A 12,519-nucleotide genomic window follows, 5' to 3' on the forward strand; every position below is an offset into this window, starting at 1 on the left:
ACGAGGAAATCGTAAACCCGTTACGCCCATGATCACGAACTGTAATGTTCAGGTGACGGTAAACGCCAACTTGCGCGCCGCCCCCGGACCGAAGCTCGCCGAGATCTGGGCTAGTTCAATCTCTCCGCTGCCGCCCAAGCCGTCCGCCTCTTGCTGTGCGCTGCTGTAGGTCCACGAAGTGCCGCTTACGAAGACCTCACGCAAAAGGGCCCCGCCCGAACGGATACGCAGCAGGAAGCTCAGGGTCTCTTCGCCAAGCGGCACTTCGGGCAGGTCCCAGCCGTCGCCCCCCACCCGTGTTCGCCGCACCCAGGTAAAGACGGTATCACCGCCAGGCATGGTTCTGGCCCGCAGATGGCAGGACGACAGCGGCTTCAGTCCGACACCTTGGAAAGCATGTTCGGAATGCCGGTAAGACGCATCATCCAACGACTTGGCAGCCGGCCCAATGCGGAAATAGCGCGGCAGATTGCGCTGGTTCGGCGCCAGGGAGATCTGTCCCGGCTGTCCGTCCAGCACCACCACATAGGATCCCTCGGGCCAGACTTCGGGCATCAGGGAATCGCTGCCAAGTTGTCCGCGCAACCGATGGCCAAGCGCATAGGATCCGGGTGCCGTCAGGACTGCGTCACGGAACTGAAAGACCTCCCAATTGCCCGGACTGCCATCCCCGATGGCCATCAGGTTGCGGCCGGCCAACAGCCCCGCTTCGTCGACCGAAGCCAACTGCCCCGAAGTCAGCGCCACACCGAGCGGGGGGCCCGGGTCAGGCCGTCCAACGGGACCGCGCGGCATCTCGGTGGTGGTGACCCCGATCACGGACCGGGTCCGGACCACCTGATCCAGCAAATAGCCCGCGTCGCTGCCGGAACTGTAGATCGCCACATCTCCCGGCCAAGGCTCCGCCGTGATCGCGACATGGGGAGCATGCGGGGTTTCGTCGCCACGCATTAACGGCAGGTCCAGGAACAACGGCAGAACCGGCAGCGCGGTGACAAACTGTGCCACCGGCGACGCGGTCTCGTCGATGGCCACGGGCGTATAGACATCCGGGTCCACGCGCACTGCCTCCAACAGACCGACGCCGGAAAATTCAGCCCGGTCCACCCGGTAGCGTTCAGTCACACCATCCTCGCTCAGATCGATCACGTCGCCGGGTCCGACCCCGCGCCGCGACGGCGGCAGGGCCAGTCGCAGGGTGTCGCGCGCTACGCGGGCCTCGGTCAGCCACCGCTCGACGGTTTCACGACCTTCGGCGCGGGTCATGGCCAGGGGGAGTTCACTGCCCGCAATACCTCGGGTTTCCTCATCCGGTAGAACAGCCTCTTCGGTAATGGAGGCAAAGTCTGCATCCGCTTCGAAAAACCGCAAGCGCATGCGCCCGGACATCTCGGCCTCCGCGGCGCGCTGGCGTTCGATCCGCCCGTCGATTTCGCGCGAAACGGCGACGCTTCCGGCATCGACCTTGGCAGTGACCCGACCGTCGCGCATTCGAAAGACGATTTGTCCCCCGGTTTCGATCGCGTCGAATGCGTAACGCAGCATCAGCGGTTGCAGGACGGCACGCGGTTCTGCGACGTCACTCGCCAGGTATCCACTGACCTGGCCATACAATCCGCTGACGTCGTAATCGGTCAACCCCGCAGCCTCGCAGATCTCAGCGACAACCAGCGCCAGCGATCGACCAGCGCTGCGCCCGGTGATCCAATGCCCCGCATGGTAGTTCGCGCCATCGGTCCAGAGCGTCCGGTTGTTGGGGAAATAGGGGAAAGGCCGCGCATCCCAAGCCCAGACAAAAGCCCGCGTCATGTCGACCATTGGCCCGGCATAAACCGAAGAGTTCGGGTTGTTTTCTGTCTCGGCCCAATAGCCATGCATCGCCTGAAGATATTGCGCCTGTATCAGGTCATCCCGACGCCCGCTCGACCCATAGGGCAAGGCGGATTCCGAACTTTTGGGGTCGAGAAACTTGTTGGGCTCATTGGTGGCCTTGTCGACCGCCGCGCATCCCAGTTCCGTGAACCAGATCGGTTTGGATTGCGGCTGCCAAAGGGTTGTAGTGGCTTGCCGGATCCCACCGATACGCTCGTGATGCGGCGACGCCCACCAGTTGCGAATATCCTTGATCCGATAGATCCAGGGCTCTTTATGAGCGCCATCTGTGATGGGCGTACGAATCTGCGCTGCGCGGTCCGCCGCGGACTGGTAATACCAATCGTAAAGCTCTCCGCCGGCGATATTGCCGCGCAGATACGCCGGATCATAGATCGTGGCATGGGTCTGCGCATCAAGATGGGCGTCCCCGTCCCGCCAGTCAGACAGCGGCATGTAGTTGTCGATGCCGATAAAATCGATCTCGTCATCGGCCCAAAGAGGATCGAGATGGAAATAGCGATCACCGCTGCCGTCCTGGGGCTGATATCCGGAATACTCCGTCCAATCCGCCGCATAGCCGATCCGTGTGCCCGCGCCGAGGATCGCACGCACTTCGCCCGCAAGATCGCGCAGGGCCTGCACGGCGGCGAAACTCCCCCCCGCGCCACGGATCTGCGTCAGCCCGCGCATTTCCGACCCGATGCAGAAGGAATCCACCCCGCCGGCCGCGACACACAAAGCGGCGCAATGCAGGATGAAGCGGCGATAGCGCCACTCCGCCGGGCCGGAGTAGGTAACCGACCCTGAAACAACCGAGAAATCACTGGCGGAAGCGGTCCCGAAAAAGGCCGCCACTTCGCTATCCGCGGCGGCGGAGCCATCCGGCGACCCCGAAACGCCGGGGGCACGCGAGGTGGTTATCCGCCCCCGCCAAGGCAGTTCCGCCTGACCGGTGCCAGTGCTGTAAGGGTCAGGCAAGGCATTGCCGGCCAACTGTTCCATCAGCATGAAGGGATAGAACATCACCGCCTTGCCCTGCGCGGCGATCGCCTGAATTGCCTCGATCACCGAAGCATCCGCCGGGGTTCCGCCGTAGACGGGTCTGTCGTCATCCCCATGTGGCACGACCTGCGCCGTCGCCCGCGTCAGACCCGACACGGACCAGGGCATCTCGATCCCGTCGAAATCGCCCTGTTCGACCTTCGGGCGGATATGGCAATCACCACAGCGCAGGTCATCCCCGAACCAACTGACGATCAGTGATACGGCTTCGCATTTGGGCAGATTGGCGTCCAATTGGTCGAGAGAGCTTTCAAGGTCGCTCTTGCCAGAGGGTGAATGAACATTGGCCACCGCCCCCCGGCCTGCGCCGTAGTCGTGATGGACCCGCGTGGTCGCCAGGGCATATTCACCGCTGCCCGGCATAAGCGCCACGCCGCGCAGGGCATGGGCGGCCTCATTCTCCGCCCCCGAAAGGGCAGCAGGCGCCGGGCGGATCACCTCGAAGGAAAACTGCGGAATGCGGCTGCCGAATTGCGTCAGGTCGAGATCCTCGAAGACCACATAGGCGAGCCCCCGATAGGCCGGGACCTGGCCCGGTCCCTCGATCGCTTCCATGCGCGGATCGGCCAACTGGTCGGCAGCGCCGTGATAGACCCGCATGCTCAGCGAACCTGTCTCCAGCTCCGCCCCATCCGCCCAGACGCGCCCGACCGAGGCGATTTCGCCTTCGCAAAGCGCTAGGGCCAGGTTCACGCTGTAGCTGTAACTGGTGACCGATGGCTGCGACGGCGCCCCCTTGCCGCCGCCACCACCGGAACGCGCCGAATGCTCGGAAAATTGCGAGGCCCAGATGACCTGCCCCGCCACCCGCATCCGGCCATAGACCCGCGCCACGCTGTCGCCTTCCCCCGCGCCGGTCAGGCGGAATCGTTCGACCCGCCCGGTTTCCACTGCTGCAGAGCCCTGGCCCATGATCCGCTGATCGATGGCTCGACCGACCATGGCCCCTGCGAAACGACCCGCCATGGCCGCCGACACACCGAGGATTGAGCCGCCGATGGACCCGCCAATAGCCGCGCCAGCGGCCGAAAGAAGAATGGTAGCCATCAGGACGTTCCTCCGGGAAATGCAAACCGCGCCACGATGCGACGCCTCCAGGGTGCGCTCAGCGGGCTTTCGACGACCGCGTGGGCGCTATAGGCATGGATGAAGGTGGCACCGGGCCCCGTTTCAGCGGCGATCCCAAGGTGCTTGGCCACACCGCCTGACCGCATCCGGAACAGCAGCACGTCGCCAGGTGTTTCGCCGTCCAAGGGCTTGGCAATCAGATGCCGCGCGGCTGCCGTCCACAGGCGTTCATCCCGCTGGGGTTCGGACCAATCCGGTGAATAGGCGGGCACGGCTTCGGGTTCCTGTCCCAGAACCTCACGCCAGATGCCTCGCAGCAGGCCAAGACAATCGGTCCCCGCGCCCCGAACCGACGCCTGATGGATATAAGGTGTGCCGATCCAGCCACGCGCCGCCGCGACGATGTCGATTTCCTGTCTCACCGTCGGCTCCCCCCCGAGGCCGAACCGCTGCGCGACGGTGGCACCATAAGCCAGTCCTCACCCGGAATATCCGGAAAACCCTGAAAGTTGAGGCCATTGCCGAACTTTTCCCGGCAACTCTGGAACCGCTTGTCGCATCCCGCATCAAGCCGGAACATCGCCCCCAGTCCCGGGTCCGCCCGCAACGGGGACCAAAGCTCGAGGCACCGCAGCGCGCCTTCGGCCCAATCCCGCTTGATCGGCGCCGAAAGTCCCACGGCCGGACCGTCGAGAACCTCAAGCCGACCCCGGGTGAACCACCCGTCGTCATAGCCTGAGAGCGTGGCGAAGGTCAGCACTCGACTTTCGGCGATATCCGTAGCGGTGGTCTCGGCCCGGAAAGCTGCCTGATCAAGGTCCAGACCACAGGCCGCATTGCCAAGTACCGCGCTGCAAGTTTTTTGATAGATCCGTCCCTGCGGCCGGTTCAGGATCTCGGCCAAGCCGCGCAACTCGGCCCGGAAAGCGCCGCCACTGCGGGTGATTTCCCCGATCGTGCCACGGAAGACGACCTGACGCTCGTTCGGCGCAGACCAGTTGACCATCCAGGCGGTTACTTCTGCCTCGTCATAGCGACCGGCTTCGACATCGGCTTCGCTGATCGCGCTGTCACTGAGCGCACCAATGGCGTCGCTGTTGTCAACGGAAAGCCCGGTGCCTTGCTGTAGGGCAGAGGCGGACAGGCCGCTGTCGGCACGAAATGCGATACCATCGAAGGCCAGCGGCCCGTCGTGATCGGTAAAGCCAAGGGTCGTGCCATCCTTGCGGGTAATCGCCCAGCAATGGCAGGTCGTGGTCGCTCCCGTGGCAAGATGGGCAGAAAGGGCACTGTTGAAAGTCATCAGATCCGCACCTCCACCACCGGCACATCGGGAACCTCTCCGGCGCGGAAGGTCGCGATGGAGGTCATGATCCGGTCGGTATCGAACCGCACAGGAACATCGAATTCGAAACCGGCGGTCACCAATTGGCCGACACCAGCGGCCGAGGCCAGCGTGACCAGCCCGGTTTCCGTATCGATCGTGAAATCACTACCTAAGCCCTGCTCGACACCATCGATGGTAACGCGGGTCGTGGCAGCGACAGGCTTGGTAATCGGACGCGTGTAGCTTTGTACGCCCGAGGTATAGGTCTTGCTGAGTTGGAAACAGACCGTGGCGCCATCCCCTGTGCCGATGCTCTGATCCGTGGCGCCGACAGAGGCGCTTGGCAGACAGGATTTGTAATCCGCCCAATCCTTCCAACGGAAGGCATGCAATTGCCCCTGACGTGCTTCGAAGAACGCGATCAGCTGTTCGATATCGTCCAGCGACCGCATCGCGGCCCCTGCGTCGTAGCGGCGGCGGGAATGCTGCCAGGGGGTGTTGCGCTCTTCATAGCCATTGGCAAGGGTCACCACCTCGGTGCGCCGCTCGGGGCCGCCCTGGGCACCGAAGGACAGGTTGGCGGGGAAACGGGTTTCGTGAAAGCTCATTGATCCCTCCTCAGGCGTTGCGTTGGCCACGGCCAAGGGCGCGGCTCATCTGCGATGCGATCTGGCTTTGCGACCGGCGGAAACCGTCGACATCGGGGGTCGAGATATTAACCACCACCTGCACGGGCTGGCCGCCGCTCTCGCTGCGCACCCCGAGCTTGCCGTCGGCACCTCGGGTCAAGGGCATGATCGCTTCGGGACCGGCTTCGCCCATCAGACCGGTACCGCCGCGCATCGGAAAGGTCGTCGGGCCCGAGACGATCCCACCCGAGGCAAAGGCCTGCACCCGGCCCTGGGAAAAACTTCCCCCGGCGGCAAAGGGCATCAGCCCACTCATCAGCGACCCGACGCCTTGGGCAACCATGCCGCCGAAATGATCCGTGACCGGTTTCACCGCCGCCGAATAGGCCGAGTTCACCATAGAATTCGCCACGCCGCGCATCGCATCGCTGATCCGCATGCCGTCAAGGACAACACCATCCACGGCCCGACGCAGACCCCGGCTGATCCCCTGCTCCAGGATCGCCATTTCCTTGCCGGTGCTGGTCAGGGAGCCGCGCATCTTGCGCATCTCCAGGTCGAATTCCGAAACCATCCCCGCTGTGCCCTCCAGAGTCAGGTCCAGCGCATCAAGCTGGCTCTGAAGGTCGTCATAGGTCCCATGATCCGCCATCGTCTTCTCCTCCGTTGTCCGCGTCCCTGCCCCCCGTGTCGGGATAGGCCGCCAGCAATTCGTCCAATCGTTTACGTCCAAGCACGGCGCCGCTGCCCGCAGCCCCCCCGAGCAAAAGCCGCAGTTCGGCCGGGGTCAGGCGCCAGAACGCCTCGGGCGAAAGGCTCAGACCGCACATGCCGGCCTGCATCAGGGCGGGCCAGTCGACCCGGCCCGGCCCGCCGCTCACATCGCCTCCTCGGAGGGCAGTTCGAAGGCACGGGTCAGCAGTTGCGCGGCTTTCTGCGCCGCCCCAAGCGGCCCGCCTTCTATCTCGGCAGTCAGCAGATCACGCGCCCGCCCCTGCCAGCCACCGCCACGCAGGCCGGCAACGATCAGCGCCAGCACGTCGCGGGTCGAATAGCTGGCGTTCTCGAAGCGCTGCACCAAGGCGATGAGAGAGCCGTCTTCCAACCCCGCCTCCAGTTCTGCCAAGGCGCCAAGAGTCAGCTTCAGCACATGGCGCTGACCGTCGATCGCAACAGCCACCTCGCCTGTCCAGGGATTGCCCATCAGAGCGCCGTGAAGCTGAGCGCACCTGCCGACGCCATCGACAGCTCGTAGGTAGCCTCGCCATCATGGGCGCCGGAGTATTCGATGGCGGTGACCTGGAAAGGGCCTTCGATGGTGCCGAAATCCGGGATGATGACCTGAAAATCCGGTGTTTCCCCATCAAAGAAGATCTGCCGTGCGCGTTCGTCGCTGGTCGCGTCCTTGAAGACGCCGGAGCCGCTCATCGATGCCGATCGCACACCTGCGCCACCCAGCAATTCCCGCCAGCCGCCGGTACTTTCCAGGCTGGTCACATCGACCGACCCGGCGTTGAAATTGATCCGCGTGGCGCGCAGCCCCGCGAGGGTCTCGAACACGCCGGCTCCGGTCATGTCGACCTTGATGAGAAGGTCCTTGCCGTTCTGGGCTACCATTTTCGTCACTCCGTCAAAAAGTTCAGGTATCTTCCACCAAGGCGCGGAAGCTCAGGTCGATCCGGCGCAAGGCCCCGGAATCCGTCAACTTTGCCCGCGCCTTGAGAAACGTCAGACTGATCAGCACGCCACGGCTCAGCGCCGGCAGCGGTTGGTCGAGCGCATCGTTGACCGCGGCGGCGACCTCCTTTGCGGTCTGGAACCCGGCGGCATCGCTGACCACCGACACAGTCAGGTCATGCCGGGCCCCGTTGCCGGTCTTGTCGGACCGGTCGCGCACGCTTTCAGGACCAAGGGTCACATAGGTCGCGGGTGGGGTGCCCGTTGGGGGCGCATCGAAGATGTCCGACCCGACCAGCGCGGCGACCGAGACATTCCCGGCGATCTGCTGATAGATGGCCGCCTGCAGGGCGGCAGCGACGCTGTAGCTCATAGGTAAAGCTCCTCACGTGCTTGGCAGATCAGGAAACGGCCCTGCGGGTCCCGGTCTGCGACAGTTTCGATCACCAGCGTCTGGATTTCGTCGCGAAAGCGCTGGCCGGGCACCGGGCGGCTGGAGGCCCCGACCGGAGCACTGCGTACCGTCACCTTGTATTTCTGGACCTGGGCCGCGATACCGCCACGGCTGACGGTCGATCCGGCACCCGGAAGGACCTCTGCCCAGAGCATGCCGAGCGTGGACCAGACTTGCTGATAGCCGCCCGATCCATCCGGCACATCCTGGGATACTTCCAACATGACGGGGCGGTTCAGACGCGGGATCATGACTGCCCACCGACCATGCTAAGACGCATCGGGCGATAGCGTTCGATCAACGCGGTGACGCCGAAGGGGGTGCATCCCTGACCCAGGGCCAGATCATTGCGGTACTCATAGTAATGTGCAGCCATCAACAGCACGGCCTGCGCAAGGTCCGGCGGCACATCTGACCAGACCTCGGCGCTGCCCGCGTTGATCGAAATCTCGACCCGACCATTGTCCGGGATCGTCGGCAGGCTGCCGTCTACGGATCGCAGAGCCGGACGATAGCTGTCCTCGACAATCTTGAAATCCGTACTGTCATAGGCATAGCCGACGCCCGCTTCATTCACCACGGTGACGGCAAAGATCGAGCGAACCGGAGCCAGCGGAAAGACCTGCCGGTCCGCCGACTGCCACTCCGACAGGGACAGCACGAAATTACGTGCATACAGCGCCTGCCCGGTGCGCCCTTCGATCGACGAGATTGCCGCTCGAAGGTAGCCTTCCAGCACCTGGTTCTGCAGGGTATCCTCGGCAAAACCGGATCCCATGCGCAGGTGTTCCTTGAAGTGGTCGATCGGCAGAACCGCCGTCGGAGTCTTGTTTTCTTCGATCAATATCATGGTTTTCTCCGATGATCGCGACGGTTTCGGCTGGCCCCGCAGGGCGGCGCGAACGACTTTTCCCTCTCCGGCGCGTGTCTCCCAACGTTGCTCGGACGGAGGGAGCTGCTGGACAACGCATGCAGAAGACACGCGCCCGGTGAGGCCGAAGACCCGGCCCCACCGATCCGCCGCTCGCTGTTACGATGCGGCGAATTTCAGCAGCTTGATCGCGGCGAAATCGCTGACGTCACCGCCCACCCGCTTGGTGGCATAGAAAAGCACATGCGGCTTGGCACTGAAGGGATCACGCAGGATGCGCAGGTCCGGACGCTCGGCCACCGTATAGCCGGCATGGAAATCCCCAAAGGCGATCGCATAGCTGCCGCTCGAAATGTCGGGCATGTCCTCGGCGATCAGTACCGGATAGCCCATCAGGCGCGCAGGTTCACCAGCCGCCAGCCCATCGGACCACAGGAAGCGACCGTCGCCATCCTTCAGCTTGCGCACCGCACCGGCGGTCTTCGAATTCATCACGAAGGTGCCATTTGCGCGGTAACGGGCACCAAGCGCATAGACCAGATCGACGATCGCATCGGCTGGCTCGGAGGGATCGAAACCACCCGAGGTGCCGGTGGCGATATACCCGAGGTTATCCCAGCTCCAGGAGCTTTCAGCGACCTTGGTGTGGGTCAGAAAACCCATCGGTTTGTCGGCACCATCCCCGTTGACGAAGGCATCGGCCTCAGCGCGGGCAAACTTGTCGGCGATGCGTTCGGCCAGCCAGCTTTCGATGTCGAAGGCGCTGTCGTCAAGCAGGCGCTGCGAGGCCTTCGGCAGGGCCGAAAGTTCATGCAACGGGATCGAGATCCGGTCGACACCGGGCGTCGAGGTTTCCGAGACCGAGGTTTCGTCGTCCCAACCCGCTCCGACGTCGGAGGTATCGACCAGCACGTCATAGGAGGTCGCATTGACGTTCACTACATTGGCGACCTGGCGGATCGAGGCGGCGGAGTTCATCACCGACTGGATCGTGTCCGAAGTCACCGGATCCACCAGGTAGCCACCGTCGCCGGTCAGACTGGCCAGTGCCTTGCCTTCCAGGTCAAGGCTGCGCAGGCCGTCGTCATCGCCGGTGCGCACATAGGCGGCAAAGGCCTTCTGATGGGGTGCCTCGACTTCGGCAGCATTGGCAAGCGCCGGGCGGGCGGCGGTCAGGGATTTGCGGTCAAGCATGGTAAATCGGCTTTCCTGTTGTTGCAGTCGTTCCTGAATGTCGGACTGGAAGTCCTTGAACTCCCTCATGAAACCCGTCATTGCGGATTTCACCTCAGCCATCGGAGACACAATCTCCCCGTGCCGAGAACTCTTCTCGGTCAATCCCATCGACTTCTCCTTGGATGGTAGGTGAGAGCGCCCTAGCGGGAGCCCAGTTCGGCGCCCGCGTCCCGCAGGGCAGCCGCCAGTTCGCGCAGGTCGTCGTCCAGGGGGTCGACCCCGGACTTGGCAGCGACCCGCGCACTTGGCAGCATCGGGAAGGTCACAAGCGACACCTCCCAAAGCTCCAGTTCCGTCAGGAGCCGACGGCCCCCGGTGTCCTTCGCCGCGCGCTTGGTGCGATAGCCGATCGACAGCCCGTCGATGGCCCCGGCCTGGATCAGCGCGGCGGCCTCGCGGCCCTTTGCGACGGCCTCCAGCAGACGCCCCTTGACCCAAAGGCCGGTGCCGTCCTCGCGGATCTCGTCCCAGACACCGATGGGCTGCGCCGGATCGTGCTGCCATAGCATCTTGATCCGCCGCCCCTGCGCCGCCAACCCGGCCAGCGAGGCCGCATAGGCCCCGGTCTGGACAACATCGCCGCCCTGATCCGTGGCGCCAAAGCGCGAGGCGTAGCCTTCGATCACCATGCCGTCTTCCTTGACGGTCAGATCCTCGTCGAAGCGGCAGAACTTCTGTTCCAGCCCGTTCATCGTTTCTTGCATCTCGGTCTCCTCGTGGTGCCGGGTTTCAGGGCAGCCGTTCGATGATGGATTGAAAGGCCTGGGCCAGAATGACCCCGACGACGCCGTAAACGGTGATCCACAGACGCTTTTCCATACGCTCGATGATGACGTTCAGCCGGTCGATCCGCTCGTTCAGCGCCGCGATCTGCAGGGCGCTGACGCGTTCATGCGCTTCCAGCTTCAACGATGGGGCACATTGGAAATCATAGCTTACCGGCGTAATCTTGCGTGCCTCACCCATCGGTTTCGGCCATCGGCGGCAGGCCCAGCATTGCGCGTTTTTCGGCCGGGCTCAGAAAATCGGCCTCGCTGACCCGCTTCCATTGCGCATCCCGTTCCGGCGCCAATGCGGGCACCTGGTCAAGGTCGGGCGACAGGGTCAGGTCTTCGCCGATGTAGCGCTCAAGCCATTCGCAGACCGCCGCCGAAACCCGTGTTGCCAGCGGCAGAACCGTCAGGCGATAGAAGGCCCGGTGCGCTTCCTGATAATTGGCGTAGATCGCGTCGCCCTGGATCCCCAGCAGCATCGGCGGCACGCCAAAGGCCAGGGCAATCTCGCGCGCGGCGGCTTCCTTGGTTTTCTGGAATTCCATGTCCGAGGGACTGAAACCCATCGGCTTCCAGTCCAGCCCACCTTCGAGCAACATCGGCCGCCCGGCATTGCGCGCACCTTGATGGTGCATCTCCATCTCCGACACCAGACGATCATACTGATCGGTGGTCATCGCCCCGTCGCCACCCATACCGTTGTAGACGATGGCCCCGGACGGCCGCGCCGCATTGTCCAGCAGCGCCTTCGACCAGCGGGTCGCGCTGTTGTGCACGTCCAGCGCGGTGGCTGCTGCCTGCATCGGGGACAACCCGTAGTGGTCGTCCTGTGGGTGAAAGCTTTTCAGGTGGCAAATCGGCGGGCGCTCTCCACTGACGTCAAAGCGATGCTTGCGCCCGTTCACGGTGTAATCAAAGGCCACGGGCCAGCCATCCGCTCCCGGCACCAGGCTCATCCGGTCGCTGCGCAGCACGTGCAACTCAAACGGAATGCCGGTTTCGATCGCCACGGCCTCTAGGTAGGCATTGCCGGTCAGCAGCAACTGCCCGTAAAGCGCTTCGAACATCTCTGCCCGGCCCTGCGCCTGGTTCGGCGACTTCAGCAAGGAGATCACGGGATGCTCGTCATAGCGGCGGGCGCGATCGTTCAGCACCAGCGGCAGGGCCGCACAGGCCTCGGCGATCATCTTCACGGCACGGAACCCCACCGGGTTGCCGGCAAAGCCGTTGCGGGTCAACGAAACCGCATCCCGAGGCGTCCAGGCCACGCGGCCGCCCGCCGCCTGCATCGCCACCAGCTTGCCCGTTACGGACGCCTTCTGCTCCGGCGCTGCGGATACAGTTGCCTCGCGGCGGAAATAGTCGATGACGCCCATTTCAGTCTCCTTCTCTGCCCTGTCCGGGCCTGACGCTCTCGGGGGTCAAGCGAACCCTCCGAACCGGGAGCACCATGTTGCGAACCCGTGAGACAGAGATTGCTACGACTTCGTTAAGAAGCATCTCACGGACCGTTCGGTGCCGGTTTTTCCATTTCTGAAGAGTGCCTT

At 63.8% G+C, this 12,519-nt stretch carries 15 protein-coding genes; all 15 read right to left on the reverse strand.

The window, feature by feature from the left end; all coding sequences use genetic code 11:
- Positions 1 to 48 precede the first annotated feature (48 nt).
- Positions 49 to 3,984 carry a baseplate multidomain protein megatron gene (locus PSAL_RS05745; protein WP_119840760.1) on the reverse strand — a complete coding sequence of 1,312 codons (3,936 nt, stop codon included), beginning with the start codon at positions 3,982 to 3,984 and terminating at the stop codon, positions 49 to 51.
- Positions 3,984 to 4,427 (reverse strand): C40 family peptidase, encoded by a 444-nt coding sequence (locus PSAL_RS05750; protein WP_119840761.1) that lies wholly within the window; start codon positions 4,425 to 4,427, stop codon positions 3,984 to 3,986. Before PSAL_RS05750 ends, PSAL_RS05745 begins: the two co-directional genes overlap by 1 nt.
- Positions 4,424 to 5,308, reverse strand: a complete 885-nt coding sequence (locus PSAL_RS05755) for a DUF2163 domain-containing protein (RefSeq protein ID WP_119840762.1) — start codon at positions 5,306 to 5,308, stop codon at positions 4,424 to 4,426. The genes PSAL_RS05750 and PSAL_RS05755 overlap by 4 nt, the downstream gene beginning before the upstream one ends.
- A complete protein-coding gene (locus PSAL_RS05760; protein ID WP_119840763.1) occupies positions 5,308 to 5,940 on the reverse strand; it encodes a DUF2460 domain-containing protein in 633 nt (210 codons plus the stop codon). The genes PSAL_RS05755 and PSAL_RS05760 overlap by 1 nt, the downstream gene beginning before the upstream one ends.
- 10 nt (positions 5,941 to 5,950) lie before the next feature.
- Positions 5,951 to 6,613, reverse strand: a complete 663-nt coding sequence (locus tag PSAL_RS05765; protein ID WP_119840764.1) for a phage tail tape measure protein — start codon at positions 6,611 to 6,613, stop codon at positions 5,951 to 5,953.
- Positions 6,591 to 6,842, reverse strand: coding sequence for a rcc01693 family protein (locus PSAL_RS05770; RefSeq protein ID WP_269212601.1), 252 nt, complete (start codon positions 6,840 to 6,842; stop codon positions 6,591 to 6,593). The genes PSAL_RS05765 and PSAL_RS05770 overlap by 23 nt, the downstream gene beginning before the upstream one ends.
- Entirely contained in the window at positions 6,839 to 7,165 is a 327-nt protein-coding gene (locus PSAL_RS05775; protein WP_119840765.1) for a gene transfer agent family protein, read from the reverse strand. The genes PSAL_RS05770 and PSAL_RS05775 overlap by 4 nt, the downstream gene beginning before the upstream one ends.
- Positions 7,165 to 7,578: a phage major tail protein, TP901-1 family gene (locus tag PSAL_RS05780; protein WP_119840766.1), complete on the reverse strand. Its 414-nt coding sequence runs from the start codon at positions 7,576 to 7,578 to the stop codon at positions 7,165 to 7,167. Before PSAL_RS05780 ends, PSAL_RS05775 begins: the two co-directional genes overlap by 1 nt.
- Before the next feature lie 22 nt (positions 7,579 to 7,600).
- Positions 7,601 to 8,011 carry a DUF3168 domain-containing protein gene (locus tag PSAL_RS05785; protein WP_119840767.1) on the reverse strand — a complete coding sequence of 137 codons (411 nt, stop codon included), beginning with the start codon at positions 8,009 to 8,011 and terminating at the stop codon, positions 7,601 to 7,603.
- Entirely contained in the window at positions 8,008 to 8,343 is a 336-nt protein-coding gene (locus PSAL_RS05790; protein ID WP_119840768.1) for a head-tail adaptor protein, read from the reverse strand. The genes PSAL_RS05785 and PSAL_RS05790 overlap by 4 nt, the downstream gene beginning before the upstream one ends.
- The gene (locus tag PSAL_RS05795; RefSeq protein ID WP_119840769.1) at positions 8,340 to 8,942 is read right to left on the reverse strand and encodes a head-tail connector protein; all 603 of its coding nucleotides are present in this window, start codon (positions 8,940 to 8,942) and stop codon (positions 8,340 to 8,342) included. Before PSAL_RS05795 ends, PSAL_RS05790 begins: the two co-directional genes overlap by 4 nt.
- Positions 8,943 to 9,122: 180 nt before the next feature.
- Positions 9,123 to 10,307: a phage major capsid protein gene (locus PSAL_RS05800; RefSeq protein WP_119840770.1), complete on the reverse strand. Its 1,185-nt coding sequence runs from the start codon at positions 10,305 to 10,307 to the stop codon at positions 9,123 to 9,125.
- 32 nt (positions 10,308 to 10,339) lie between these two features.
- Entirely contained in the window at positions 10,340 to 10,903 is a 564-nt protein-coding gene (locus PSAL_RS05805; protein WP_119840771.1) for an HK97 family phage prohead protease, read from the reverse strand.
- Between the two features lie 25 nt (positions 10,904 to 10,928).
- A complete protein-coding gene (locus PSAL_RS05810) occupies positions 10,929 to 11,165 on the reverse strand; it encodes a GTA head formation protein, RCAP_rcc01685 family (protein ID WP_119840772.1) in 237 nt (78 codons plus the stop codon).
- Complete coding sequence (locus tag PSAL_RS05815) at positions 11,158 to 12,348, reverse strand: phage portal protein (protein ID WP_119840773.1); 1,191 nt, start codon at positions 12,346 to 12,348, stop codon at positions 11,158 to 11,160. Before PSAL_RS05815 ends, PSAL_RS05810 begins: the two co-directional genes overlap by 8 nt.
- Between the last annotated feature and the right edge of the window lie 171 nt (positions 12,349 to 12,519).

This window comes from Pseudooceanicola algae (assembly GCF_003590145.2).
GTDB classification, from domain to species: Bacteria; Pseudomonadota; Alphaproteobacteria; order Rhodobacterales; family Rhodobacteraceae; genus Pseudooceanicola; species Pseudooceanicola algae.

What these genes read in the sequence shown, in the direction of transcription:
- PSAL_RS05815 (WP_119840773.1), bottom strand. Translation starts at nt 12,348, where the DNA reads ATGGGCGTCATCGACTATTTCCGCCGCGAGGCAACTGTATCCGCAGCG.
- PSAL_RS05810 (WP_119840772.1), bottom strand. Translation starts at nt 11,165, where the DNA reads ATGGGTGAGGCACGCAAGATTACGCCGGTAAGCTATGATTTCCAATGT.
- PSAL_RS05800 (WP_119840770.1), bottom strand. Translation starts at nt 10,307, where the DNA reads ATGGGATTGACCGAGAAGAGTTCTCGGCACGGGGAGATTGTGTCTCCG.
- PSAL_RS05795 (WP_119840769.1), bottom strand. Translation starts at nt 8,942, where the DNA reads ATGATATTGATCGAAGAAAACAAGACTCCGACGGCGGTTCTGCCGATC.
- PSAL_RS05745 (WP_119840760.1), bottom strand. Translation starts at nt 3,984, where the DNA reads ATGGCTACCATTCTTCTTTCGGCCGCTGGCGCGGCTATTGGCGGGTCC.
- PSAL_RS05760 (WP_119840763.1), bottom strand. Translation starts at nt 5,940, where the DNA reads ATGAGCTTTCACGAAACCCGTTTCCCCGCCAACCTGTCCTTCGGTGCC.
- PSAL_RS05780 (WP_119840766.1), bottom strand. Translation starts at nt 7,578, where the DNA reads ATGGTAGCCCAGAACGGCAAGGACCTTCTCATCAAGGTCGACATGACC.
- PSAL_RS05765 (WP_119840764.1), bottom strand. Translation starts at nt 6,613, where the DNA reads ATGGCGGATCATGGGACCTATGACGACCTTCAGAGCCAGCTTGATGCG.
- PSAL_RS05790 (WP_119840768.1), bottom strand. Translation starts at nt 8,343, where the DNA reads ATGATCCCGCGTCTGAACCGCCCCGTCATGTTGGAAGTATCCCAGGAT.
- PSAL_RS05805 (WP_119840771.1), bottom strand. Translation starts at nt 10,903, where the DNA reads ATGCAAGAAACGATGAACGGGCTGGAACAGAAGTTCTGCCGCTTCGAC.
- PSAL_RS05785 (WP_119840767.1), bottom strand. Translation starts at nt 8,011, where the DNA reads ATGAGCTACAGCGTCGCTGCCGCCCTGCAGGCGGCCATCTATCAGCAG.
- PSAL_RS05775 (WP_119840765.1), bottom strand. Translation starts at nt 7,165, where the DNA reads ATGGGCAATCCCTGGACAGGCGAGGTGGCTGTTGCGATCGACGGTCAG.
- PSAL_RS05755 (WP_119840762.1), bottom strand. Translation starts at nt 5,308, where the DNA reads ATGACTTTCAACAGTGCCCTTTCTGCCCATCTTGCCACGGGAGCGACC.